The organism is Bradyrhizobium sp. BR 1433 (genome assembly GCF_051547665.1).
GTDB classification, from domain to species: domain Bacteria; phylum Pseudomonadota; class Alphaproteobacteria; order Rhizobiales; family Xanthobacteraceae; genus Bradyrhizobium; species Bradyrhizobium australafricanum.
Window position 1 is genome coordinate 4,731,575 of the sequence record NZ_JBPUGG010000001.1, and the last position, 24,242, is coordinate 4,755,816.

The 24,242-nt window shown below is 64.9% G+C and carries 20 protein-coding genes and 1 pseudogene; 9 read left to right on the plus strand and 12 right to left on the minus strand.

Annotation, left to right across the window (positions count from 1 at the left end; all coding sequences use genetic code 11):
• The first annotated feature begins 129 nt into the window (after positions 1 to 129).
• Both ACSKB9_RS22855 and ACSKB9_RS22860 read left to right on the plus strand, forming a co-directional pair.
• Complete coding sequence (locus ACSKB9_RS22855) at positions 130 to 1,848, plus strand: ABC transporter permease (RefSeq protein ID WP_438075933.1); 1,719 nt, start codon at positions 130 to 132, stop codon at positions 1,846 to 1,848.
• Positions 1,849 to 2,040: 192 nt separating this feature from the next.
• Positions 2,041 to 4,149: a S9 family peptidase gene (locus ACSKB9_RS22860; RefSeq protein ID WP_438075935.1), complete on the plus strand. Its 2,109-nt coding sequence runs from the start codon at positions 2,041 to 2,043 to the stop codon at positions 4,147 to 4,149.
• A gap of 229 nt (positions 4,150 to 4,378) precedes the next feature.
• Here the strand turns inward: ACSKB9_RS22860 and ACSKB9_RS22865 are convergent, their stop codons facing one another.
• The 3 genes from ACSKB9_RS22865 to ACSKB9_RS22875 form a co-directional block, all read right to left on the minus strand.
• On the minus strand, positions 4,379 to 5,098 hold the full coding sequence (locus ACSKB9_RS22865) for a ribonuclease activity regulator RraA (RefSeq protein ID WP_253605368.1): 720 nt from the start codon (positions 5,096 to 5,098) through the stop codon (positions 4,379 to 4,381).
• Between the two features lie 103 nt (positions 5,099 to 5,201).
• Entirely contained in the window at positions 5,202 to 6,941 is a 1,740-nt protein-coding gene (araD, locus tag ACSKB9_RS22870) for an L-arabinonate dehydratase (protein ID WP_438075937.1), read from the minus strand.
• 174 nt (positions 6,942 to 7,115) lie between these two features.
• Positions 7,116 to 7,718, minus strand: a complete 603-nt coding sequence (locus ACSKB9_RS22875; RefSeq protein ID WP_438080354.1) for a response regulator transcription factor — start codon at positions 7,716 to 7,718, stop codon at positions 7,116 to 7,118.
• A 182-nt stretch (positions 7,719 to 7,900) separates the two neighbouring features.
• Between ACSKB9_RS22875 and ACSKB9_RS22880 the strand changes: the two genes are divergently transcribed.
• Complete coding sequence (locus ACSKB9_RS22880; RefSeq protein WP_438075939.1) at positions 7,901 to 8,290, plus strand: hypothetical protein; 390 nt, start codon at positions 7,901 to 7,903, stop codon at positions 8,288 to 8,290.
• Positions 8,291 to 8,292: 2 nt separating this feature from the next.
• On the opposite strand, the gene ACSKB9_RS22885 is transcribed toward ACSKB9_RS22880, so the two are convergent.
• The 6 genes from ACSKB9_RS22885 to ACSKB9_RS22910 form a co-directional block, all read right to left on the minus strand.
• Positions 8,293 to 8,610, minus strand: coding sequence for a hypothetical protein (locus ACSKB9_RS22885; protein ID WP_028338017.1), 318 nt, complete (start codon positions 8,608 to 8,610; stop codon positions 8,293 to 8,295).
• A gap of 3 nt (positions 8,611 to 8,613) precedes the next feature.
• Complete coding sequence (locus tag ACSKB9_RS22890) at positions 8,614 to 9,447, minus strand: CheR family methyltransferase (RefSeq protein WP_438080356.1); 834 nt, start codon at positions 9,445 to 9,447, stop codon at positions 8,614 to 8,616.
• Positions 9,448 to 9,507: 60 nt separating this feature from the next.
• The gene (locus tag ACSKB9_RS22895; protein WP_018269419.1) at positions 9,508 to 9,897 is read right to left on the minus strand and encodes a response regulator; all 390 of its coding nucleotides are present in this window, start codon (positions 9,895 to 9,897) and stop codon (positions 9,508 to 9,510) included.
• Between the two features lie 43 nt (positions 9,898 to 9,940).
• Complete coding sequence (locus ACSKB9_RS22900) at positions 9,941 to 10,414, minus strand: chemotaxis protein CheW (RefSeq protein WP_438075942.1); 474 nt, start codon at positions 10,412 to 10,414, stop codon at positions 9,941 to 9,943.
• A gap of 73 nt (positions 10,415 to 10,487) precedes the next feature.
• Positions 10,488 to 13,247, minus strand: coding sequence for a hybrid sensor histidine kinase/response regulator (locus ACSKB9_RS22905; RefSeq protein ID WP_438075944.1), 2,760 nt, complete (start codon positions 13,245 to 13,247; stop codon positions 10,488 to 10,490).
• 388 nt (positions 13,248 to 13,635) lie between these two features.
• On the minus strand, positions 13,636 to 15,159 hold the full coding sequence (locus ACSKB9_RS22910) for a flagellin (RefSeq protein WP_438075946.1): 1,524 nt from the start codon (positions 15,157 to 15,159) through the stop codon (positions 13,636 to 13,638).
• 510 nt (positions 15,160 to 15,669) lie between these two features.
• Here ACSKB9_RS22910 and ACSKB9_RS22915 point away from each other — a divergent pair.
• The 3 genes from ACSKB9_RS22915 (at position 15,670) to ACSKB9_RS22925 (ending at position 17,734) form a co-directional block, all read left to right on the plus strand.
• Positions 15,670 to 16,419 (plus strand): Crp/Fnr family transcriptional regulator, encoded by a 750-nt coding sequence (locus ACSKB9_RS22915; RefSeq protein ID WP_438075948.1) that lies wholly within the window; start codon positions 15,670 to 15,672, stop codon positions 16,417 to 16,419.
• 190 nt (positions 16,420 to 16,609) lie between these two features.
• On the plus strand, positions 16,610 to 17,329 hold the full coding sequence (locus ACSKB9_RS22920; protein ID WP_092090036.1) for a Crp/Fnr family transcriptional regulator: 720 nt from the start codon (positions 16,610 to 16,612) through the stop codon (positions 17,327 to 17,329).
• A 156-nt stretch (positions 17,330 to 17,485) separates the two neighbouring features.
• Positions 17,486 to 17,734 (plus strand): hypothetical protein, encoded by a 249-nt coding sequence (locus ACSKB9_RS22925; RefSeq protein ID WP_253588544.1) that lies wholly within the window; start codon positions 17,486 to 17,488, stop codon positions 17,732 to 17,734.
• A 120-nt stretch (positions 17,735 to 17,854) separates the two neighbouring features.
• Here ACSKB9_RS22925 and ACSKB9_RS22930 read toward each other — a convergent pair whose 3' ends face one another.
• On the minus strand, positions 17,855 to 18,457 hold the full coding sequence (locus ACSKB9_RS22930; protein ID WP_438075951.1) for a helix-turn-helix domain-containing protein: 603 nt from the start codon (positions 18,455 to 18,457) through the stop codon (positions 17,855 to 17,857).
• A 563-nt stretch (positions 18,458 to 19,020) separates the two neighbouring features.
• On the opposite strand from ACSKB9_RS22930, the gene ACSKB9_RS22935 reads away from it, so the two are divergent.
• Positions 19,021 to 19,452, plus strand: coding sequence for a hypothetical protein (locus ACSKB9_RS22935; RefSeq protein ID WP_375167122.1), 432 nt, complete (start codon positions 19,021 to 19,023; stop codon positions 19,450 to 19,452).
• 97 nt (positions 19,453 to 19,549) lie between these two features.
• Here ACSKB9_RS22935 and ACSKB9_RS22940 read toward each other — a convergent pair whose 3' ends face one another.
• Both ACSKB9_RS22940 and ACSKB9_RS22945 read right to left on the minus strand, forming a co-directional pair.
• Positions 19,550 to 19,732 (minus strand): hypothetical protein, encoded by a 183-nt coding sequence (locus tag ACSKB9_RS22940; RefSeq protein ID WP_225163741.1) that lies wholly within the window; start codon positions 19,730 to 19,732, stop codon positions 19,550 to 19,552.
• Positions 19,733 to 19,828: 96 nt separating this feature from the next.
• Complete coding sequence (locus ACSKB9_RS22945; RefSeq protein WP_438075953.1) at positions 19,829 to 20,830, minus strand: glycoside hydrolase family 3 N-terminal domain-containing protein; 1,002 nt, start codon at positions 20,828 to 20,830, stop codon at positions 19,829 to 19,831.
• Positions 20,831 to 21,017: 187 nt separating this feature from the next.
• Between ACSKB9_RS22945 and ACSKB9_RS22950 the strand changes: the two are divergent.
• Both ACSKB9_RS22950 and ACSKB9_RS22955 read left to right on the plus strand, forming a co-directional pair.
• Positions 21,018 to 23,064: pseudogene (locus tag ACSKB9_RS22950) on the plus strand (acetoacetate--CoA ligase).
• Between the two features lie 38 nt (positions 23,065 to 23,102).
• Positions 23,103 to 24,236, plus strand: coding sequence for a threonine synthase (locus ACSKB9_RS22955; RefSeq protein WP_438075955.1), 1,134 nt, complete (start codon positions 23,103 to 23,105; stop codon positions 24,234 to 24,236).
• Positions 24,237 to 24,242 lie beyond the last annotated feature (6 nt).

The following is a 24,242-nucleotide window of genomic DNA, read 5'->3' on the forward strand; positions in this document are numbered from 1 at the left end:
AGGGGACTCTCCGCGCATCGGGTATCCGCGGAAGCGGCCCCTCACCCCAACCCTCCAAGAGCGAGCTTCGCTCGTCTCGACCCCGCAAGAGCGGGGCGAGGGAGCTGAGACAGTTCACCGCGGGTCAACATGACAACAACAACCACCTCCCCCGCCTCCAAACCCCGCATCGACTGGACGCGGCCGGTGCTGTGGCTGTTCGCGGCGGTGCTCATCCTGCTGATCCTGCTGCCGTTGTCGTGGCTTGCGGTGTTTGCCTTCACCGACAAGAGCCGGCATCCGACGCTGCAAAACTTCGTCACGCTGTTCAGCAATCCCGATTTCCTCGATCCGCTGCTGACGACTGCGATCATCGCGACCACGTCGGCGCTGATCTGCTGCATCGTCGCGGCGCCGATCAGCTGGCTGGTGTCGCGCACCGACATGCCGGGGCGGCAGACCATCCGCGCACTGGTGACGGCCTCGTTCGTGACGCCGCCGTTTCTCGGCGCGGTCGCCTGGGAGTTGCTGGCGGCGCCGAATTCGGGGCTATCGAACCAGCTCTACCGGCTGTTCGCCGGCGAGGATGCCGACGCGCTGTTCAACATCTATTCGATGACCGGGATCATCTTCGTGATCTCCTGCTACACGTTCCCGTTCGTGTTCGTGCTGGTGGCCAATGCGCTCGACACCATGCCGGGCGAGCTCGAGGACGCCTCCGCGATCCTCGGCGGCAATGCCTGGACCACGGCGCGGCGGGTGACGATCCCGCTCGCGCTGCCCGCGCTGGTCGCGGGCGCCCTGATCGCGTTCCTGCAGGCGATGACGCTGTTCGGCTCGCCCGCGATCCTGGCGCTGCCGGCCGGCTTCCACACCATGACGACCAAGATCTGGAGCCTGTTCCAGTATCCGCCGAAGCTCGAGCTCGCGGCCGCCGCCGCAGTGCCGCTGCTGGTGCTGACCATCCTGCTGCTGCAGGGCCAGAAAGCGCTGCTCGGCCGCCGCGGCTATTCGGTGATCGGCGGCAAATATGGCGCGCCGCGCCGGGTCGAGTTGCGCGGCTGGCGCTGGGCGGCGCTCGGCTTCTGCCTCTTGGTGCTGCTCAACCCGGTATTCCTGCCTTACCTCGCGCTGCTCAACGCCGCATTCTCGCCGAACGCGACCACGCTGGTGACGCCGTCGACGGCGACGCTGCACAACATCGTCTTCGTGTTCACCGAGCTGTCGTCGACCCAACTCGCGCTCAAGAACACCGTGATCCTCGGCACCGCGACCGCGACGACCGGCACCATCCTCGCGCTCGTCATCGCCTATGTCACGACGCGCAAGGTGATCGCGGGGCACCGCGTGCTCGGCTTCCTCGCGACAGCGCCGATCGCGGTCCCCGGCATCGTGCTCGGCGTCGGCCTGTTCCTGAGCTACACGCGGCCGCCCTTCGTGCTCTACGGCACGCTGTGGATCCTGCTGCTGGCGTTCCTCACCATCAACCTGCCCTCTGCCTACCAGCAATTGCAGGCGGCGTTCGCGACGATCCATCCCGAGCTCGAGGAGGCAAGCCGCATCCTCGGCGCGACCCGGTTGCAGGCGCTGCGCCAGATCACCGCGCCCTTGCTGCGCACCGGCGTGATCGCGACCTGGTGCTTCATCTTCATCGGGGTGATGCGGGAACTGTCGGCGGCGATCGTGCTGTTCACCTCGCAGACCAAGGTGCTCTCGGTCCTGATCTACGATCTCAACGAAGGCGGCGACCTCGCCGCGATCGCGGTGCTCGGCATCGCGATGCTGGTCATCACCTTCGCCGTGGTGCTGGCGGTGAACCGGATCCCGATGTCCGGCGGCAATGCCGGCGCGCGGCTGCGGAACGGGTAGCTCGCTCTGTCCTCACGGTCATTGCGAGCGAAGCGAAGCAATCCATCGGTCCGCATCCGCGGGGCCATGGATTGCGTCGTCGCTTCGCTCCTCGCAATGACGGGGATAGTGAGGACGTCCAATCACCCGTCCCATCTGGCAATCGCCACATTCATCCCGATATAGAGCGGAACCCCGCACCATGAGGATCGTGTGACCCAATCCACCACCACAACATCGCCCCCCGTCGCGCCGCGCCGGCCGCATTCCTTCACCACCCACGGCATCACGGTGACCGACGACTACGCGTGGATCAAGGATCCGAAATGGCAGGAGGTGCTGCGCGATCCCTCGATCCTCGATCCCGACATCCGGACCTATCTCGAAGCCGAGAACGGTTACACCGAGAGCCTGCTCGGCCATACCGACGGCTTGCAGAAGCGGCTGGTCAAGGAGATGCGCGGGCGGATCAAGGAGGATGATTCCAGCGTGCCGTCGCCGGACGGCCCGTTCGCCTATTTCCGCAAGTTCCGCGAGGGCGGCCAGCACGAGCTGTACTGCCGCACGCCGCGCGACGGCGGCGACGCCCATGTCGTGCTCGACGGCGACGCGCTGGCGAAGGACCACGAATATTTCAAGTTCGGCGGCAGCCGGCATTCCAACGATCACCGCCTGCACGCCTGGAGCGCGGACACCAAGGGCTCCGAATATTTCTCGATCCGGGTGCGCGACTGGGCCACCGGCGGCGATCTCGACGACCTCGTCGAGGAGACCGACGGCGGGGTGGTGTGGGCCGCGGATTCCAAGAGCTTCTTCTACGTCAAGCTCGACGACAATCACCGGCCGATGCAGGTGTGGCGGCACAAGCTCGGCACCAAACAGGCCGACGACATCCTGATCTATGAGGAGCAGGATTCCGGCTGGTTCACCCACCTGCACGAGAGCGCGAGCGGCCGCTTCTGCGTGATCGCGGGCGGCGACCATGAGACCTCGGAACAGCGGCTGATCGATCTCTCCAGTCCCGACGCGCCGCCGCGGCTGGTCGCGGCACGCGAGGAAGGCGTGCAATATTCGATCGCCGACCGCGGCGACGAGCTGTTCATCCTGACCAACGCCGACGACGCCATCGACTTCAAGGTCGTCACCGCGCCGCTCACCGCGCCCGAGCGCAGCAACTGGCGCGACCTGATCCCGTATCGCGAAGGCGTCTATGTGCTCGACGTCGAGCTCTATGCCGGCCACATAGTGCGGCTGGAGCGCGCCAATGCGCTGCCGGCGATCATCATCCGCGACCTCAACAGCGGCGAAGAGCACGCGATCGCCTTCGACGAGGCGGCCTATTCGCTTGACACGATGGGCGGCTACGAGTTCGACACCACCAACTTGCGTTTTGCCTATTCGTCGATGACGACGCCGTCGGAGGTCTATGACTACGACATGGCGACCCGGATGCGGAGCTTACGCAAGCGCCAGGAGATTCCGTCCGGCCACAATCCGGCCGACTACGTCACCACGCGCATCATGGCGACCTCGCATGACGGCGCGCAGGTGCCGGTCTCGATCCTGCATCGCAAGGATTTCGTTCGTGACGGCAAGGCGCCGCTCTTGCTGTATGGCTACGGCTCCTACGGCATGGCGATGCCGGCGTCGTTTGCCGCCAACCGACTGTCGCTGGTCGACCGCGGCTTTGTGTATGCGATTGCGCATATCCGCGGCGGCGCCGACAAGGGCTGGGGCTGGTATCTCGACGGCAAGCGCGAGAAGAAGACCAACACGTTCGACGATTTCGCCGCCGCCGGGCGGGCGCTGATCGAGGCGAAATATACCGGTGAGAAGCGCATCGTCGGCCATGGCGGCTCGGCGGGCGGCATGCTGATGGGCGCGGTGGCCAACCGCGCCGGCGAGCTGTTCGCCGGCATCGTCGCCGAAGTGCCGTTCGTCGACGTGCTCAACACCATGCTCGACGACACGCTGCCGCTGACGCCGCCGGAATGGCCGGAATGGGGCAATCCGATCGAGAGCGAGAAAGATTTCCGCACCATCCTGTCCTATTCGCCCTACGACAATGTCGCGGCCAAGGACTATCCGGCGATCCTGGCGATGGGCGGGCTCACCGATCCGCGCGTCACCTATTGGGAGCCGGCGAAATGGATCGCGCGGCTGCGCGCCACGATGAGCGGCGGCGGCCCGGTGCTGCTGCGTACCAACATGGGCGCCGGCCACGGCGGCGCCTCCGGCCGCTTCAACCGCCTCGACGAGGTCGCGATCGTCTATGCGTTCGCGCTGTGGGCGGTCGGGATGGCTGACAAGGCGGAGGTGTAGGGTGCCGGTTGGCTTGCGCGGTCCCCTCCCCATCGTCGTCCCGGCGAAGGCCGGGACCCATACCGCGTGATCTATCGAGCAAGTAAGTCACAGTACCACGGCACACAACGCAACTGCCAGTCTTCGCCAAACTTCTCCCTGTGGTTATGGGTCCCTGCTTTCGCAGGGACGACAGCGGGATGTATGGCGATCGCTTATCAAGGACGACAGCGTACTGTGAGACGACGAGCTATCGCCCCTTCGCCTTCCGCCACGTCGCGAAATCCTTCAGCGTCTGTTCGTCGGTCGCAGGATAGAGCCCGAAGATGCCGCGGCCGTTCTGGACCTGCTCGGTGACGAAATCCTCGAACGCGGTCATCTCGAACGTCTCGTCGGCGATCTCGTCGGCGAGATGCGCCGGGATCACGATGACGCCGTCGCTGTCGCCGAGGATGACGTCGCCGGGAAACACCGGCGCATCGCCGCAGCCGATCGGCACGTTGATCTCGATCGCCTGATGCAGCGTGAGGTTGGTTGGCGCGCTCGGGCGATGATGAAAGGCCGGGAAGCCGAGCCGCGCGATCTCGGCCGAATCCCGGAAGCCGCCGTCGGTGACAACGCCGGCGCAGCCACGCTTCATCAGCCGCGTCACCAGGATCGCGCCGGCCGACGCGGCGCGCGCATCCTTGCGGCTGTCCATCACCAGCACCGCGCCCACGGGGCACTCCTCGATCGCCTTGCGCTGCGGATGCGCGCGATCGCGGAACACCTCGATCTTGTTGAGGTCCTCGCGCGCCGGCATGTAGCGAAGCGTGAACGCCTCGCCGACCATGGTCGGCTGATCCGGGCCCAGGGGATGAACATCCTGGATCATCTGGATGCGGAAACCGCGCTTGAACAGCGCGGTCGCGACCGTCGCGGTGGAGACGGATTTCAGCTTGTTGCGGGTGGTGTCGCTGAGTTTTGACATGATGCTTTTTCCGATTGTCATTCCGGGGCGGGCGCTACAGCGACCGAACCCGGAATCTCGAGGTTCCGGGTTCGATGCTGCGCATCGCCCGGAACGACAGTGATCAATAAATCGACGGCTCACCGACCGGCTTGCCAAAACCGGTCTCGAGGAAATCGAAGTCGCAGCCCTCATTGGCCTGCTTGATGTGCTTCGAGAACATCCAGCCATAGCCGCGCTCGAAGCGCTGCTCGGGCTGTTTCCATTCGGCGCGGCGCCTGGCCAGCTCCGCCTCCGGCACATCGAGATTGATGGTGCGCGCGGCGACGTCGAGCGTGATGCGGTCGCCGTTCCGCACCAGCGCCAGCGGGCCGCCGATATAGGATTCCGGCGACACGTGCAGGATGCAGGCGCCGTAGCTGGTGCCGCTCATCCGCGCGTCCGACAGCCGCACCATGTCGCGCACGCCCCGCTTCACCAGCTTGGTCGGGATCGGCAGCATGCCCCATTCCGGCATGCCCGGCCCGCCCTGCGGGCCGGCATTGCGCAGGATCAGCACGTGATCGGCCGTGACGTCGAGATCGGGATCGTCGACCGCCTTCTTCATCGACGGATAGTCGTCGAACACCAGCGCAGGCCCGGTGTGCTTGAGGAAACGCGGATCGCAGGCGCTTGGCTTGATGACGCAGCCATCGGGCGCGAGATTGCCCTTCAACACCGCGAGCGCGCCCTCCTTGTAGATCGGGTTGTCGACAGTGCGGATCACGTCGCCATTGTGCACCTCGGCACCTGCGATGTTCTCGCCGAGAGTCTGGCCCGTGACGGTGATGCAGTCGAGATGCAGATGCTGCCTGATCCGGTTCATCAGGCCGGGCAGCCCGCCGGCGTAGAAGAAATCCTCCATCAGATAGAGGTCGCCGCTCGGCCGCACATTGGCGATCACAGGCACCTTGCGGCTCGCCTTTTCAAAATCGTCGAGCCCTATGTCCTGGCCGGCGCGGCGCGCCTGCGCGATCAGGTGAATGATGGCGTTGGTCGAACAGCCCATCGCCATCGCGACCGTGATCGCGTTCTCGAAGGCCTTGCGGGTCTGGATCTTCTGCGGCGTGAGATCCTCCCACACCATCTCGACGATGCGACGGCCGGCCTCCGAACTCATGCGGATGTGGTTGGCGTCGGCCGCGGGGATCGACGAGGCGCCCGGCAGCGTCATGCCGATGGCTTCCGCGATCGCCGTCATCGTCGAGGCCGTGCCCATGGTCATGCAGGTGCCGTAGCTGCGGGCGATGCCGGCCTCCATGTCGACCCAGTCCTTGTCGGAGATCTTGCCGGCGCGGCGCTCGTCCCAGTATTTCCAGGCGTCGGAGCCTGAGCCCAGCGTGCGGCCCTTCCAATTGCCGCGCAGCATCGGTCCGGCAGGCAGGTAGATCGCCGGCAGGTTCATGCTGGTGGCCCCGAGCAGCAGGCCGGGCGTGGTCTTGTCGCAGCCGCCCATCAGCACCACGCCGTCGACCGGATGGCCGCGCAGCAGTTCCTCGGCGTCCATCGCCAGCATGTTGCGGTAGAGCATCGTGGTCGGCTTCAACAGCGATTCCGACAGCGACAGCGCCGGCAGCTCGAGCGGAAAACCGCCGGCCATCAGCACGCCGCGCTTGACGTCGTCGACCCGGCTCTTGAAATGCATGTGGCAGGGCTGCGCATCCGACCAGGTGTTGATGATCGCGATCACGGGCCGGTCGCGCCACTCCTCCGGCGCGTAACCCATCTGCATTGCCCGCGACCTGTGGCCGAAGGCGCGCAAATCATCGGGCGCAAACCAGCGCGCGCTGCGCAATTGATCCGGGGTCTTGTTCTTCTTCGTCATCGCCATGGGTCTCGACATTGCTCGCACGCGCGCGGTTCCGGCGCGCTTGCCCTGCGTCAGGCATATACTCGATTTTCTGACGTGTCGTCCCGCGCCCGGCGCAGACGTGCCGTTCGCTGAACGTGCGCCGACAGGCTCCGCAATGTGGCGATCGGAACGTAAACCAGCCCTGGCCTACTTTTGCTGCGCCGTCATCACGATGCGGACCAGATCGGCGGCGTTGCGCGCGCCGAGCTTCTTCATGATGTTGGCGCGGTGATCCTCGATCGTGCGCGGACTGATGCCGAGGTGGCGCCCGGCCTCCTTGTTGGAGGCGCCCGCGGTGAACTGCTCGAGCACTTCGCGCTCGCGGCGGGTCAGCGGCTCGCGACCCGGGAAGTGCAGCGCGGCGATCCGCGACGCCGAGGTCTCGGCCTGGCGCCTGGTGTAGGCGTCGATCGCCTCGTTCAGACGGCTCACGATCTCGTTGCCGCGGAACGGCTTCTCGATGAAGTCGAGTGCGCCGTTCTTGATGGCGCTGACCGCCATCGCGATGTCACCCTGACCGGAGATCATGAAGATCGGCGCCGGATAATCCTCGCCATGCAGCTCTCTCAGGATATCGAGCCCGGATTTGCCGGGAATGTGCACGTCCAGCAGGATGCAGGCCGGCGTCCTGCTGCGCGCCACCGCGAGCAACGCCGCGCCGTCCGCAAAGCAGATCACCTTGTAACCAGCGGTCGACAGGACCACTGAAAGCGTCTCGCGAACGGCAGGATCGTCGTCGACTACAAAGATTTCCCGCGCGGAGCGCCATTCTCAACCATATGCATCGTCCATCAGTGGTGAAGCGTGCTGCCCTGACCGCACAAGAACTAACCCGACCATCTCGATCAATGGACCGTATTTGTACGGGACGTCCGCTTAACGCACAAGTAGCAGCGCGTTCCCTAAAAGTGGGGGGCAGTGGAGAAACATGCATGGAAAATGCAGCGTCGGACCGCGTTGCAGCGCGCTTGGACGAGGGCAATGATCCCTGCGGTCTGATCGTGACGGACCTGGTCGCGCTGATCGGCCATGTCCAGGCGAGCCTGCGGTTGATCGAAGCGGCGATTGCGCGCGAGGCCTTGCCGCGCGGCAGGCCGGCGGCGACACCGTCGTTCTCGACGACATTAGCCCGCGCGCGCTCGACCGCCTGCGCCATTCCGGGCAGCAGCGCGTCTGCTGAACTGACCGTCCGCCACCGACAGGTTCGGCCCAATCACCTCGATTGTCCCGACGACGCCCAACCCATCAGGCGGCGATCTGTTCCACGCATCGTCCGGATTGGCCGCGGGCCTTGCCCGCCCGGTCGGATCAGGCTGTCTTGACGTCAGGCCCTGGCCCGCTCTTCGTCCGCGGATGATCGCCGTTTGCTCGGCTTGCCCTTGAGGAAGCTGACGTCCATTTCGGTGCCGTTGACGCGGACCAGTTCGCAACGGCGATAGGCAAGTCCGGTCGAGGACAGCAAGAGGAAAAACTCCTTCAGGTTGAGCCCCTGAATGGAACCTTCGACCGTCAGCGACGCATCGGTGTCGGAGATGGCATTGAGCTGGCAGTCGCGCCGCCAGGTGCCGTCGATGGCCATGATGCAGACATCGACACCCCGGCTGAAGGTGACCCGCTCAATGGATTTGCCGTCCTCGGTCATCGCTCAATATCCGACCGCCATCGCAGGCTTCGGCATGGCGAGCCTGCCCCGCACCCCGCTCGGCCGGTACAGGCCACGCCGCTCGGGGATCGGCTTGAACGTGTCGGTCAGGCCGACCACGGTTTCGGCGGCGCCCAGCACCAGGAAGCCGTCGGCCTCCATCAACCGGGCAAGACGGTTGAAGATGTTGATCTTGGTGTCCTGATCGAAATAGATCAGCACGTTGCGGCAGAAGATCACGTCGAACGTGCCGAGCTGGGAGAAATCGTGCAGCAGATTGAGCTGGCGGTGCTGGACCATCGCACGCAGCTCGGGATTGACCTGCCAGAATTCACCCGACTGCTTGAAGTACTTGACCAGCATCTGGATCGGCAGCCCGCGCTGCACCTCGAACTGGCTGTAGATGCCGGCCTTCGACTTCTCCAGCACCTCCTGCGACAGATCGGTCGCGATGATCTCGACGCGCCATCCGGCAAGCGCCGCGCCCATTTCCTTCAGGCACATCGCCAGCGAATAGGGCTCCTGGCCGGTCGAGCCGGCGGCGCACCAGATCCGGACGCTGCGGCGCGCGGCGCGTGCCTTCAGCACCTCCGGCATGATGGTGTCGCGGAAGTGCTCGAACGGCACCTTGTCGCGGAAGAAGAACGTCTCGTTGGTGGTCATGGCCTCGACCACTTGGACGGTGTGCGTGGACGAGCCCGCCTTGATCTTGGCGACAAGGTCGGGAATGCCGGACAGGCCGCTTTTGCGCGCCAGCGGCAGCAGGCGGCTCTCGATCAGATATTGCTTGTCCGCGGACAGATCGAGACCGGACTGGTCCTTCAGGAGCTTACGCAGATACTCGTAGTCGGGGGCGTCACGGGAGCCTCACAAGGGACTGAATGGTGAAACTGGGTGTCAGGCTTCGGCCGACGCGTCGAGCGCCAGCAGGCCCACTTCCTGGAATTTCGCGATCACGATGTCCTTGTCGAACGGCTTCATGATGTATTCGTTGGCGCCGGCATGCAGCGCCCGCGAGATGTGGTCGATGCCGTTCTCGGTGGTGCAGAACACGACCTTGGGCTGATCGCCGCCGGGCATGCGGCGGAGCTGCACGAGGAATTCGAAGCCGTCCATCACGGGCATGTTCCAGTCGAGCAGCACGGCATCCGGCAGAGCGCGCTTGCAGGCTTCGAGCGCGACCGCGCCGTCCTCGGCCTCGATGACCGTGAACTCCATTCCTTCCAGGATGCGTCGCGCGATCTTTCGCACCACGCCGGAATCGTCGACGACGAGACATGTCTTCATGTGTTGGCCTCCTTGTGGAATCCACCGTCTCCGCGGTGGAGTGTTACGCTGCAGCAGCTGTTTTGGGCACCAGTTCGAGCACGCGATCGATATCGAGGACGACCATGAGCGGGCCGTCGAGGCGGTGGACGCCGCCGGCGAGCTTGGCCATGCGGGGATCGAGGTTGACCGGGTTGTCCTCGCGGCTGTTTTCGGAGAGCCGCAGCACCTCGCCGATCTGGTCGATCAGCAGGCCATAGGATTCGCCGCGCTGGTCGACGCCGACCGCCATCGGAGGCTTACCGTCGTCGGCCTTCGGCAGCCCGAGCCGGGCGCGCATGTCGACCACGGTGACGATGCGGCCGCGCAGATTGAGCACGCCGGCGATCTCGCTGGAGGCCAGCGGCACCCGCGTCAGCCGCTCCGGCATGAACACGTCCTGCACCCGCGAGATCGGCAGGCCGAACAGCTGCCCGCCGATCACGGCGGTGACGTATTCGGCCATCGCGCCTTCGCTTGTCTCGGTCTTGCTGGTCATCAATGAACCTTTTGTTTGAGCATGATCTGATCGGAAAACCGCTTCACACTTTTCCGGATCATGCTCTCTTCCCTCAAGCCGCGCGGCGCAGTCCGGCGGTCTGCTCTTTCAGCGCCGCGATCAGCCCGGGACGATCAAACTTGGCGACATAGTCGTGGAAGCCGGCCTGCCGGCCGCGCTCGATCGCCGCCGGCGACACCATCGCCGACAGCGCGATGATCGGCAGCTGGTCGAAGTTGTGGTCGCTCCGGATGTTCTCGGCGAACTCAAAGCCGTTCATCTCGGGCATCTCGATGTCGGTCAGCACGACGTCGAAGCTCTGTCCCGAACGCAGCGCCGCGAGCCCTTCCTGCGCGCCGCCCGCGGTCCTGACCTTGTAGCCGGCGGCCTTCAGCACCGGCGCCAGCATGTTGCGGAAGAACGCTGAGTCATCGACCAGCAGCACCGACTGCGCCGAGGCCGACGGCCGCATCTCCTTGCGCGAGAACCAGTCGGCGAACGCCATCGGCAGGAAGTGGCCGACGTCGATCACCTCGGTGGCCTGGCCCTTGATCACGGCCGAGCCCAAAATGCCGTCCTGCGATCCCGCGACCTCGATGTTGAGCCGCTCCTCGACGATGTCGATGATCTCGTCGACCACGAGCCCCATCGAGCGGCCGTCGTCGGCGAACACCAGGATCGGCTGCGCGCCCTGCGACTGCACCTCGACGCCGGCCATCTGCACCAGCGGCATCAGCTGCTCGCGGTACTGCACCATGTAGCGACCGTTCGAGAGCTCGATCTTGTCGGTTGCGATCTCCTCCAGCCGGGTGACGAGGCCGAGCGGCACCGCCTTGGGCTGCGAGGAGCCGGCGCGGAACACCAAGAGCGAGGTCAGCTGCTCGCCGCTTGCGGCATGGGCGTTCGCATTGTCGTCGGCGAGGTCATGGGCCGAGGAGCCGGACGCGCCGAGGGCTTTGGCGATGCCGTTGGGGTCGATGATCATGATCACGGCGCCATCGCCCAAAATGGTGTTGCCGGAGAACATGTCGATGTGCCGCAGTTTTGTGGACATCGGCTTGACCACGATCTCCTCGGTGTGGAACACGCCGTCGACCACGATGCCGAAGGTCTGGCTGCCGACTTGCGTGACCACGATGAAGCCGTTCTCGGCATCCGTAGTCGTCGCGCCGTCGTCGATCTTCAAGAGCTTCTTGAGATGGATCAGCGGCAACAGCTTGTTGCGCAGCCGCAGCACTGCGGTGTCCTTGATGCGCTCGATGCGGTGCTCGGAGTTGGCGCGGGCCCGCACCAGCTCGACGACAGACAATTGAGGAATCGCAAAGCGGTCGCCGCCGGCTTCCACGATCAGGGCGGAGACGATCGCCAAGGTCAGCGGGATCTTGATGGTGACCGAGGCGCCCTCGCCGGCCACGCTCTTGATGTCGATGGTGCCGCCGATCTGGTCGATATTGGTGCGCACCACGTCCATGCCGACGCCGCGGCCGGACACCGAAGTCACTTGCGCGGCGGTCGAGAAGCCCGGCGCGAAGATGAACTTGTGGATCTGGGCCTCGGTCATCTTCTCGAGCTCGGCCTCGGTGACGAGACCGTTCTGGAGCGCCTTGGCCTTGATCCGCTCGGTGTTGAGCCCGCGGCCATTGTCGGCGATGCAGATGATGATGTGGCCGCCCTCGTGATAGGCGGACAGGCGAATGGTGCCCTGCTCCGGCTTGCCGGCGGCGACCCGCTCGGCGGTGGTCTCCAGCCCGTGATCGGCGGAGTTGCGCACCATATGCGTCAGCGGATCCTTGATCAGGTCGAGCACCTGGCGGTCGAGCTCGGTGTCGGCGCCGTGCATCTCGAGCTCGATCTGCTTGCCGAGTTCGCCGGAGAGGTCGCGGACGATGCGCGGCAGCTTCTGCCAGGCATTGCCGATCGGCTGCATGCGCGTCTTCATGACGCCCTCCTGCAGCTCGGCGGTGACGTTGGAAAGCCGCTGCAGCGGCACCTTGAACTCGGTGTCCTCGTTGCGGCGGGAGATCTCCAGCAGCTGGTTGCGGGTCAGCACCAGCTCGGAGACCATGGTCATGAGGTGTTCGAGGGTGTCGACATTGACCCGGATCGACTGGTTGGCGATCTTGTCGCCTTCCTGGACATCCTCACCGGCCGCCTTGCGGGCCGGCTTCTTTGCAGCTTCAGCGGGTTCAGCGGCGGGAGCCGCAGCGGCAGGCTTCACGGCCGGCGCCGGTGCGGCGGCTTCGGTCTCGGTCTCGCGGAAGGCGCGCTCGAGCTCGTCGAGCGAGACCTCGCCCGGACGCAGCGGACGCTCCAGCGTCTGCACCACCAGCGTGCCTTCGGTCATCGCCGCTTGCACCGACGGAGCTTCGACGACCGGCACGTCTTCTTCAGCAGCAACCGGCATCGACTGCGTCGAGCCAGACGATATCGACTGCGTCGAATCGGACATCGCCGCCATGCCGTGCTCGACCATCGCCTCGAGCTGATCGATCAGATCGCGGTCATTGCCTTCGGGCTCGGCCTCGGTCGCCTCCAGCCCTGCAAGGATCTCCTTGATGCGGTCGATCGAGGACAGGATCAGCGTCACGGCTTCCGCCGTCACCGGCATGCCGTCGCGGAATTTGCCCATCAAGGTCTCGCCGGCATGTGCCAGCGCCTCGAGCCGCGGCAGCCCGAGGAAGCCGCAGGTGCCCTTGATGGTGTGCACCAGCCGGAAGATGTTATCCAGGATCTTCGCGTTGTTCGGATCCTGCTCGAACTGCACCAGCTGGTTGTCGACCGTATCCAGGCTCTCGCTGCTCTCCGTCAGGAACTCGCGCAACAGATCGTCCATCAATCGGTCCCCTCAAGGTGCTACGGAACGCTCGCCTTGCATCGATAACTTGGCCGGCTTCACGCCGACGTTAATTTTGCCGTCCGTGCAAATACGGACGATGAAGCCCTTCAGCAGTTCGACGACGCATCACGACATCACGGCCGGTCTCACAAGGACAGGCCTTACCACCCGGACGGGAAAGAGGCCGTTCCATCGGTCATCGCAATTTGAACTAATTGGAATTGAGGACCGCTAAGTCTTGCAAAACGTTCGCGACATGACGACCGCCTGCATCCGAACGCGATCGCTCATTGGTTGAACCCGGCGGGATGGTTAAGCGCAGCCAAAGAAAAGGCGGCGGAGTTTCCTCCGCCGCCTCGATAGTCGATGTCTGTCGCGGCTACGCTTAGCGGAGCAGCTGCAGAACGCTCTGCTGCGACTGGTTGGCCAGCGCCAGCGCGGACACCGCGATCGACTGGCGGGTCGACAGCGCCTGGCTGTTGGCCGCTTCCTCGTTGGTGTCGGCCAGCGTCAGGTTGGACGAGCCGGTCTGCAGCACGTTGATCAGGTTCTTCGAGAAGTCCTGGCGGATCTGCACGATCGACAGGTTCGAACCGAGGGTCGAAGCCTGGGTGCGCAGCAGGCCGCTCGCGCTGTTCAGCGTCTTCAGCGTGGCATTGGCCGAAGCGTTGTCCACGAAGTCCGTGCCGGCGGTCAGCTTGGTGAGGTTGAGGCCGGTGGCGTCGAAGGTCACACCCTGGATCTTCAGCGTCGAGGAGCCCGTCTCGTTGAAGGTCAGCTTGAGCTGATCGCCATTGAGCAGGTTGATGCCGTTGTACGACGCGTCCTGGGCGGTCGTGGTGATCTGGTCCAGGATGTTGTTGTACTGGTTGACCAGGTTGGCGCGGTTCGCCAGCGCGGTCGGGTCCTGCACCGGGGCGCTGCCCGCGAGGCCGTTGAACAGCTTGCCGGCGCCGGCCGCCGTGCCGCCGATCGTGCCGATGGTCGCCGAAGCGGCATCGTTGGTGGTGCTGATGGTGAGCGCACCGGCCGCACTGAGCGAGGCCTGCAGGTTGTTAGCCGACAGCGCGGCGTTCAGGTCGTTGAGGGACTTCACCTTGCCCGTGCCGGTGCCGAAGGTGATGTTGGTCGCGGTGCCGTTGCCGGTCGCGCCAATGGTCAGCGTGAGGGTATCCAGCGGGCTCGCGCCAGCCGTGCCGGTTGCGGTTGCCGTAGCACCGGCCGGCAGGCCGAGCTGCGTCGCATCGCCCGAGCTGAACGTACCGACGGTGAGCGTGTCGCCGGTGCCGGCGGTGTTGGTGCTGGTCAGGACCAGCTTGCCGGTGCCGTCGATCGAGGCGGCGACCTTGGCGCTGGCGCCGACCTGCGTGTTGATCGCATCGCGAACCTGCGTGGCGGAGTAGTTCGTGCCCGAGTTCAAGGTCACAGTCTGGCTGTTGATCTGGAACGTCAGGTTCGCGCCGGCCGCGGTGAGGTCGATGCCGGTATAGGCGGCGGTGCTGGTGAGGGTTGCGTTGGTCGGGGTCGCGGTGCCGAGCAGGTTGTCGGCGGTCGCGCCGGGGATCGCGGCGGTCGTCACCGACGACTTCGCGGAATAGCCGACGGCGGCCTGCAGGGCCTGGTTGGCGACCGACTTGGCGCTGTCGACGAGCTTCTGCAGCGAGGTGATGCCGGTGTTGGCGGCCTGCAGCACCTGCACGCCGTTGCCGATACCGTCCAGGAGGTTGTTGATGTCGCTGGCGCGGTTGTCGAGCGACTGCGCCGTGAAGAAGTTGGTCGGATTGTCGAGAGCAGTGTTGACCTTCTTGCCGGTGGACAAGCGGTTCTGCGTGGTGGCGAGCAGGTCAGCGGTCGACTGCAGCGAAAGCAGGTTTTGACGGACCGATGCCGAAAGAACGATGCCGGACATACTGGATACCCTTCTGGATGAACACGATTGACGCGACGCCGTAAATTTCGCACGGCGACCCACGTCACACTGGTCCGTCCGCGCTACCCGTTCGTTAAAGGGCTGGTCCGTACAAATACCCAGGACGGCCTTGCCGGTGATTCGACGGGCGGCCGGCGCGATGGCTGGCCGCGGCAGCGCGCGGTCGGCGCCGGACCGACGTCATGGCCGTGAATTTCCTGCGCATGTGCAGGACTTGCGACATCCCGGCGCGGCAGGCCCGGCGCGTCGATAGCCGGCGTTGCAGGTCACCACGATGCAAAGTCCAGCGAGGAACAGAGTTAATGGAAATCAATAAATGAGAGACAAAGTCGCGCTCGGATCTCGCGCCGCGCGGATCGACGTCGATCACCGGTCCCGGCGGCGGCCACGCCGTCTGCCCTCCAGAGGGTATAGTTTCAACACCACAACCCTTGTGCAATTGGACAGGCAAGCTATGTTCGCAGTCCTTCCACACGCCAAGAGTAGGTGATGCGAGACCGTAGTGCTCCCGCCCTCGGCAGGAGCAGCAATGTCCGCGGTATCGCGTCCGCCCAATCGTCTGTTGCAAGCACTTCCCCCACGGAGTACGCGCAACTTCATCCCCTCCTGGAAACCGTCGACCTGACCAAGGAAACGGCGCTCGCCAATGCCGGCGCGCCGGTGCAGCGGGTTTATTTTCCGCATAGCGGCGTGGTCTCGATGATGATCAATCTGTCCGACGGGCAATCTGTCGAGATTGCAACCGTCGGTCGCGACGGCGTCGTGGGCGCGTCTGCCGCCCTGCACGAGCGGCCGCTGCTTGCCGATGCGATTGTCGTGGTGCCAGGCTCAGCCTCGATGATGCGGGCGGAGGATTTCCGCGAGGCAGCAAATCGCAGCGCGGATTTCCGGACCCTGGTCGCGCTCTATGAGCAGGCGCTGATGGCGCAGACGCAGCAATCCGTCGCCTGCAATGTTTCGCATCCGGTGGAGGCACGGCTGTCACGCTGGCTGCTGCGCGCACGCGATTTGTGCGGCAGCGAGGCGTTGCCGCTCACCCAGGAGATGCTGGCGCAGATGATCGGTGTCCGGCGCAATGCGGTTTCGATTGTCGCGCATGGGTTTCAGCAGGCCGGTATCCTGCGTTACAGCCGCGGTCATATCGAGATCACCGATATCGACGGCCTGCGGAAGGCGGCGTGTGAATGCTATACGACGGTCAAGGCGCACGCCGAACAATTGATCGGGCCGGAAGACTGACCGGCGCGCCGCCCAGCCCCAACTGTGACCGCGCACACAACCCGAATGTGCGGCGATAGGCGCATTCCTATTGGAAGCAAGACATGTTTCCATTGGAACCTTGACGTGCCAGAATAGGTTGCATGAACGTCCAGCTGCACGCGCCAGTCTGGGCCCAGAGACAAGCTTTGCCGGCAGGCTGGAGGTTGCTTTGGAAACGGTTCCTCGATCACCCAACGGATTCCTGGCGTCGCTCTCGGCGAGCGATTTCGAATTGATTCGGCCGCATCTGCGGACGGTCGAGCTCGCGGCCGATTCGGTCCTGGTCGAGACCGACGAGATGCTCAAGCGGACATACATGCCGCACAAGGGCGTGATCTCGCTGGTGGTCAAGCTGGCTAGAGGCGAGCGCGTGCAGGTCGCGATGGTCGGCCGCGACAGCATCTATGGCGCATTCGCCCCGCTCGTCGAAGGGCCTGTCCTCAACAACGCCACGGTGCTGGTGCCCGGCGTCGCCTCGACCGTGGAACTCGAGCCGTTGCGCGCAGCTGCCGGCCAGAGCCCGACGCTTCGCGCGAGATTGATCCGGCACGGGCTCGCCGTCTATGCCCAGATCCAGCAGACCGCCGGCTGCAACGCCGCGCACACCGTGGAGTCACGGCTGGCGCGATGCCTGCTGCACACGCGCGATCTCTCCGGCAGCAACAAGATCGTCCTGACGCAGGAGGCGATGGCGCAGATGATCGGCGCGCGCCGCAACAGCGTGTCGCTGGTCGCGCATACCCTGCAACAGGCCAATTTCATCCACTACAGCCGCGGGCACATCGAGATCACCAACGCGGATGGGCTGATCAAGACGGCGTGCGAATGCTACGCCGCGGTCAAGGCGCAATATGCCGGACTGCTGAATTGTCAGGAAGTCGGCCGTTAGAGTTTGTTGTTTTTGCCGCGTCTTCTTCGCGCAAGCCGGCACCCGCTTCGCTCAAAAGCGCTCTGACCGCTGTGCAAGCCGTACTTCTACGGCGTGCGATTTTCATCGTCGGATAACGCTGTTTCCTCACATTCACGTGGACGCACGGGGGAGCCGATGTTCACGTACCAGACGACCGACCGGAAGGAAGCCCGGCGCTTCCGCATGGCCCAGTTCAACGGCCGGACCGCCACCATACGGTCGGCCGGCGCGACCGTCACAGGACGCGTGCGCGCGATCGTCGAAAGCAGGTCTGGCGCGACCGCGGCATGGGTGGTCACGATCGTTCCGGATGAACCGAAGGCATCCGCGACGGCCGCGCGGCTCGCACCGCGCCTGTGCTTCGCCGCGGAAGACGATTTCTGAGAACCGGGTCCTAACGAACCGAACATCGCTCAGAGCCCCATTCCGATGGAATCGGAACGGGGCTCCGGTTTTCAGTTTTGACGCGTCTTCTTTGCGCGAACCACTTCGCTTGAAAACGCTCTATGCCGAATGCAGCAAGGCCTTGCGGACGAGGTCGGCGGTGTTGCGCGCCCCGAGCTTGCGCATCGCCTCGGCGCGATGGCTCTCGAACGTGCGCGGGCTGATGTTCATCCGCAGCGCGCCCTGCTTGTTGGAATAGCCGTCGCTGATCAGGCTTAGCACTTCACGCTCGCGCTTGGTCAATGGCTTGCGGCCGGCTTCCGGTGCGAACATGACATCCGGCGACCGGGAGCCTGCCGGCTTGTCGTCGCCCGGCGGCTTGAGGTCTGCGGCCGGGACGGCATTGGGATAGAGGTCGGAAATCTGCTTCAGCATCGCGGACACGCGCTCGGTCTGCTCGAGCGCGTTCTCGATCACCTGCCGCAGATAGACGCCGTTGCCGGGCGCGTGCGCGAATTGCTGACTGTGCTGCTTGAGTTCGTTCATATAGAGCAGCAGCGCCGTCACCGGCCCATTGAACTGCCGGACGATCGCGGCACCGGCGTCCGCCTGCGGCCGCGGTCCTGCGGGTCCCTGAGTGTCAAGCGACTGCGGCTCGAGCGTCGCGGTTCCACCCGTCCATGCCGGAAGGCGCGCCTCGGCTCGGTTGTCATGTTGCGTCATAAGTATGGTTTACCAAAGGTGAACTTGTGGCCGCGTTAACATGGGGCTCCGTAGAACTACGGGTGACGCAACTGTGACCTCGGTCCCCGACCTGCCAAGCAGGCGCAGGTTACCGCTGATTTGGCAACGAATCTCGCATATTTGAGTCGAATTACAGTATTCTTACGGGACGGATGGGCGAGGCCGCCACCGGCGGGATTCTCCGCCGGACATCGACCTTCAACGGTTCGGGCAGCCATTTCCGGCCCCTGGCTTCCGGATTGAAAAAGGCCGGAATTCGCGGCCCGGCGCCTCAGGGGCGCCGGAGCCGAAGGAATTTCTGCAGGAACCGCCCCGAAAGAACGAACCTGAACCACCAATACGCCATTCGCCGGGTCGTCATCGATCATCCCTCTGGGCATCGGGATGGCCTCGGCATACCGCACGCGGGCGCGCGCACCTATGAGACGGTTCACATCAACCGAGAAGCGTCGGGCAAGCACCGGATCAGGCGAATGTCAATTTACAGCCCCGGCAGGCGTCGCGATGATCGCCGCCTCTCGATCAGCAATAAGGGCGCGGCCATGAAGCGAGGGCGGAACGGATTCTGGATTTCCTTGATGACGATTGCGGCGCTCGCCGCGGCACTGCTGCTTGGCGCAGGCGCGCAGGCCCAGACCCCGCCGACCAGCGATGCAACGCCGACGCCCGACACCGCGGTCATGCTCACCATCTTCTTCAAGCATGATCAGTCACGACCGCTCGGTGAGCTCAATGCCCAGCTTGAGCGGCAGGGCTTCTACAAGGCGTTTCCGCCCGAGGGTGTCGAGGTCGTCAGCTGGTACGTGATGATGGGGATCGGCCAGGTGGTGACGCTGCGGCTGCCGGCATCGCGGCTGCGCGAGGTCAACCGCGTCATCGAGAACAGCGCCTGGGGCGCCTACCACACCGAGTTCTACCCGACCTACGACTACAAGGCGGTCGGGATCGGCAATCATGAAAAAGCAAAGCAGTAACTGGTCGTATCGAGACCGATGCCGGGAGTCACGGCCGCGCGCCGGAGTTGCCGGTTTTGGCCGAAGACCGGGCTAGCGATTGGATCCGATCCACCGCCTATGCGTGGGCCCGCGAGCGCTGGCTCAATCGCTTTGCCAGTGTCCGCAAATCCTCGGCGCGCCCGCTGCAAAGCAGGCGGCTGAATTCGTCAGGATCGATGGAGGCAGGCGGAAAATCGGCTGGTTTGCGTGCGGCCCGACGTAGCCAGGTCAATCGGAAGAGACGCTTGAGCATCTTCATGGTTGTCAGCCCCGATGAGCGTCATTGTTAAATCGCGGCAATGAAATTTGGTTCCACACCTTGTGGTCGCCCGACGCAAAATTTGGTTCAACGCCGTCAGGCGAACAGCGCCTTGCGCTTTTGCACGCGCGCAATGGATCGCCGCACCGCGGCCTGATCGAGTGATCCATCCTGCACCGCACCCGCGACCGCCGCGGCGATGCCGGCCATCCCCTGCTCCTGGTCGAACAGATTGTTGCCGATGCAGATCATGTCCATGCCGGCGGCGATCGACTGCAGGCTGGCCGCGCTTGTGCCGAGCGCCTTCTGCAGCCCCTGCATCTGCATGTCGTCGGTGATCAGCAACGTCTCGGGCAGACGACGGCGAAGCCGGCCGAGCCCGGCCGATGACAATGTCATCGGACGCTGCGCGTCCCACTGCCGGACAATGGCGTGGCTGACCAGCACCGCATCGCCATAGGTGCGCGGCGCCAACGCGTAGAACAGCTCCTCCTGCTCGGGACGCAGCGCATCGGAAATGTCCATGAACTCCAGGTGCGAATCGACGCTTGCACCGCCGATGCCCGGAAAATGCTTCAGGCAGAGGCCTACTCCCGCCTGCCGCGCCGCAGCGTCGACCAGCCGGGCATTGGCCTCGACCTCACCGATATCGGGCGAATAGGACCGCTTGATCCTGCCGATGTTGGGATTGTCGGGATTGTAGTCGACGTCGATGACAGGCGCGAAATTGTAGCGGATGCCGAGCCGGCGCAGCTCGCCGTAGCTTGCGGCCAGCACCGTCTGCTTTTCCGCGCGCGCGAGCAGGTTGAACTCCTTCGCGCTCGGCAGCGGCTGAAAACCGCAGCTGTCCTTGAGCCGGCGCACCAGGCCGCCCTCCTGGTCGATGAAGACCAGCGGCCGCGACGGCAGCGCCGCGATCTCGGCGCAGAGCGACTGCACCTGCGCGGGCGAGGCGATGTTGTTGTCGTACTGCCGGGTCTGGCAGGAATAGTCGAACAGGATTACCCCGCCGAGCCCGAACTGCGCGGCAAATTCCTTCAGCCAGGGCGGAATGACCTTGCCGTGGAAGCCGAGGATGAAGAGTTCGCCGACGGACATGGCCGCTCACTTCACCGGATACATATGGAATCAGCCCCGCACCCAACGCAATAGCACGCTGCGGAGGCGGTAAGAATATGACGCAGGCAGCAGTTCGACTGCGTTCCCCGTGCTCGCATCACTATGTTAAGACACGCCGGCGGGCCTCGGTCGCCCGCCACGACACAAGGACTTTCGGAAACCGCCCATGACAGCACCTTACGTCCCGCAAATGGCTCTTTACCGCCAATGGCTGAAGCAGACGCGCGGCCTTGAATTTGCGGATTTCGAGGCGATGCGGCGCTGGTCGGTCACCGATATCGACGCCTTCTGGCAGAGCGTGTGGGATTATTTCGACCTGCGCTCGCCGACGCCGCATTCGGCGGTGCTGGCCGAGCGCAAGATGCCGGGCGCGGTGTGGTTTCCCGGCGCTTCGGTGAACTACGCGCGCCAGGTCTTCCGCCATGTCGCGCCGGCGCATACCGCGGGACTGCCGGCCCTGATCTCGAGCGGCGAGGACGGCAAGCTCTCGGAGACGAGCTGGCCCGAGCTGCAGCGCAAATCGGCAGCGCTGGCGCTGCATCTGAAGGCCAACGGCGTGCGCGCCGGCGACCGGGTCGCCGCCTACTTGCCGAACATTCCCGAGACGATCATCGCGTTCCTCGCGACCGCGAGCCTGGGCGCGGTCTGGAGCGTCTGCGCGCCCGACATGGCGGCGCCCGCGGTGATCGATCGCTTCAAGCAGATCGAGCCGAAGGTGCTGATCGCCTGCGACGCCGTGACCTATGCCGGCCGGCGCCACGACCGGCAAGGTGTGATCGAGGAATTGCGGCGCGCGCTGCCGACCGTGCAGCATGTTCATCCTGCACAGCGACGCCGCGCCGTCCGAGACGCGATTGTCATCGATCCTCGCGGGCCGGAGCGCGGAGATCGACGCCTTCGAGCCGGAATGGCTGCCGTTCGATCATCCGCTCTGGATCGTCTATTCCTCGGGCACCACCGGCTTGCCGAAGCCGATCCTGCACAGCCATGGCGGCATCATCGTCGTGGCGCTGCCGCTCTCGACGCTGCACAACGACATCGGCTGCAGCTATCAGCCGAACTCGTTCGGCGAACGCTTCCACTGGTACTCTTCGACCGGCTGGATCATGTGGAATTGCCAGGCCAACGGCCTGCTCAACGGCACGACCTGCTGCATCTTCGACGGCAGTCCCGGCGGCACCAAGGACAAGCCGGACTGGACCACGCTGTGGCGCTTCGTCGCCGACGCCAAGGCGACCTTCTTCGGCGCAGGCGCGGCGTTCTTCGCCAATTGCACCAAGGCGGAGATCGATCTCGCTGCCGTCGGCGACCTCTCCGGCCTACGCACGCTCGGCTCGACCGGCTCGCCGCTCAGCGCCGACACCCAAGCCTGGTTCAACGAGCGCTTCGCAGCGCTTGCGAAGCAGAACGGCAATGCCGCGCAGGCCGATATGTGGTGGGCCAATATTTCCGGCGGCACCGATTTCGCCGGCGCCTTCATCGGCGGCAATCGCGAATTGCCGCAGACGCCGGGCATCATGCAATGCCGCCTGCTCGGCTGCGCGGTGGAAGCGTTCGACGAGCAGGGCCACGCGGTGATCGACGAGGTCGGCGAGCTCGTCTGCACCGAGCCGCTGCCCTCGATGCCGCTGCGCTTCTGGAACGATCCCGGCAACGCGCGCTATTTGTCGAGCTATTTCGAAACCTATCCCGACAATTTCGACGGGTCCGGCCGCGGCCCGGTGTGGCGGCATGGCGACTGGCTCAAGATCAACCCCGACGGCTCCTGCGTGATCTATGGCCGCAGCGACGCCACCATCAACCGCCATGGCCTGCGGATGGGCACCAGCGAGCTCTATTCCGCGATCGAGGCGCTGCCGGAGGTGCTGGATTCGATGGTCGTCGACCTCGAATATCTCGGCCGCGACAGCTACATGCCGCTGTTCGTGGTGCTGCGCGAGGGCATCGCGCTCGACGCCGCGATGAAAGCCAAGATCAACAAGGCGGTCGAGGCCGGGCTGTCGCGCCGCTTCCTGCCCAACGACATCTTCGTGGTGGCGGAAATTCCGCGCACGCTGTCCGGCAAAAAGCAGGAGCTGCCGGTCAAGAAGCTGCTGCTCGGCCACCCCGTCGAAAAGGTCATCAATCGCGATGCGATGGCCAATCCAGGATGCCTCGACTGGTATCTCGACTTTGCAAAGAGCTATCTGAGCAGGCAGGCCGGCGCGGCGTAACGGCCGCTGAATGCCACTCGCGTTTGGGATTTCACGACATGCCTTCACCCAGCTACATCGACCCGCTCACCGGAAAGCTCTATCCGCTGGATATTCCGCGCTGGTGCTCCGACGAAGGCAAGCCGCTCCTGATAACATCGCTGCCGGGCATCTCCCGCGACGACATCGATCGCACGACGCGATCGCTGTGGCGCTATCGCGCGGTGCTGCCGGTCGAGATCAGGCGGCCGATCACGATGGGCGAAGGCTGCACGCCAGCCGTCGAGAAGGCGTGGGATGACCTGCGGCCGCATTTCAAGCTCGAATGGTTCAATCCGACCGCAAGCTTCAAGGATCGCGGCACCACGGTGATGCTGTCGTTCCTGCGCCAGCTCGGCGTCGATGCGGTGCTGGAGGACAGCTCCGGCAATGGCGGCGCGTCGGTTTCAGCCTATGGCGCGGCCGGCGGCATGCGGGTCAGGATCCTTGCGCCGGCCACGACGTCGCCGATGAAGGTGGCGCAGATGCACGCCTTCGGTGCCGAGGTGCAGCTGGTCGAAGGCCCGCGCGAGGAATCCGAGGCAGAGGCGATCCGCCAGTCGAAGCAGATCTTCTACTCCAGCCACAACTGGCAACCGTTCTTCCTGCAGGGCACCAAGTCGCTGGCCTATGAGATCTGGGAAGATTTCGGCTTCACCGCGCCGGACAACGTCATCATGCCGGTCGGCGCCGGCAGCAGCCTGCTCGGCTGCTATATCGGCTTCAACGAGCTGCTGGCGGCCGGGCAGATCGCGCGGCTGCCACGCCTGTTCGCGGCCCAGCCGCTCAACTGCTCGCCGGTCGATGCCAGCTTCGCCGCCGGCGTCGACACGCCGGTCGATCGCGCGGTCCGCAAGACCATCGCCGAGGGCACCGCGATCAAGCATCCGCTGCGGCTGAAGCAGATGATCGCGGCACTGAAGGAGAGCGGCGGCGGCACCGTGGCAATTCCCGAAGACGGCATCGTCGCCGCGTTGAAGCGGCTGGCGCAGACCGGTCTGTTCGTCGAGCCGACCTCGGCCTCGGCCGCCGCCGCGCTCGATGTCCTGAAGGCGCGCGGCGCGATCCGGCCGGCGGAGCGCACCGTCGTCATCATCAGCGGCACGGGGATCAAGGCAGCGGGGCTGATCACGGAGCTGCTCGGAGCGAGCTAGCCTTTA

Bases quoted from the DNA above. Each gene is read 5' to 3' on its own strand.
- ACSKB9_RS22855 (WP_438075933.1), top strand. From the start codon at position 130: ATGACAACAACAACCACCTCCCCCGCCTCCAAACCCCGCATCGACTGG.
- ACSKB9_RS22865 (WP_253605368.1), bottom strand. From the start codon at position 5,098: ATGTCAAAACTCAGCGACACCACCCGCAACAAGCTGAAATCCGTCTCC.
- araD (WP_438075937.1), bottom strand. From the start codon at position 6,941: ATGACGAAGAAGAACAAGACCCCGGATCAATTGCGCAGCGCGCGCTGG.
- ACSKB9_RS22880 (WP_438075939.1), top strand. From the start codon at position 7,901: ATGGAAAATGCAGCGTCGGACCGCGTTGCAGCGCGCTTGGACGAGGGC.
- ACSKB9_RS22885 (WP_028338017.1), bottom strand. From the start codon at position 8,610: ATGACCGAGGACGGCAAATCCATTGAGCGGGTCACCTTCAGCCGGGGT.
- ACSKB9_RS22895 (WP_018269419.1), bottom strand. From the start codon at position 9,897: ATGAAGACATGTCTCGTCGTCGACGATTCCGGCGTGGTGCGAAAGATC.
- ACSKB9_RS22900 (WP_438075942.1), bottom strand. From the start codon at position 10,414: ATGACCAGCAAGACCGAGACAAGCGAAGGCGCGATGGCCGAATACGTC.
- ACSKB9_RS22905 (WP_438075944.1), bottom strand. From the start codon at position 13,247: ATGGACGATCTGTTGCGCGAGTTCCTGACGGAGAGCAGCGAGAGCCTG.
- ACSKB9_RS22910 (WP_438075946.1), bottom strand. From the start codon at position 15,159: ATGTCCGGCATCGTTCTTTCGGCATCGGTCCGTCAAAACCTGCTTTCG.
- ACSKB9_RS22915 (WP_438075948.1), top strand. From the start codon at position 15,670: ATGCGAGACCGTAGTGCTCCCGCCCTCGGCAGGAGCAGCAATGTCCGC.
- ACSKB9_RS22925 (WP_253588544.1), top strand. From the start codon at position 17,486: ATGTTCACGTACCAGACGACCGACCGGAAGGAAGCCCGGCGCTTCCGC.
- ACSKB9_RS22930 (WP_438075951.1), bottom strand. From the start codon at position 18,457: ATGACGCAACATGACAACCGAGCCGAGGCGCGCCTTCCGGCATGGACG.
- ACSKB9_RS22935 (WP_375167122.1), top strand. From the start codon at position 19,021: ATGAAGCGAGGGCGGAACGGATTCTGGATTTCCTTGATGACGATTGCG.
- ACSKB9_RS22940 (WP_225163741.1), bottom strand. From the start codon at position 19,732: ATGAAGATGCTCAAGCGTCTCTTCCGATTGACCTGGCTACGTCGGGCC.
- ACSKB9_RS22945 (WP_438075953.1), bottom strand. From the start codon at position 20,830: ATGTCCGTCGGCGAACTCTTCATCCTCGGCTTCCACGGCAAGGTCATT.
- ACSKB9_RS22955 (WP_438075955.1), top strand. From the start codon at position 23,103: ATGCCTTCACCCAGCTACATCGACCCGCTCACCGGAAAGCTCTATCCG.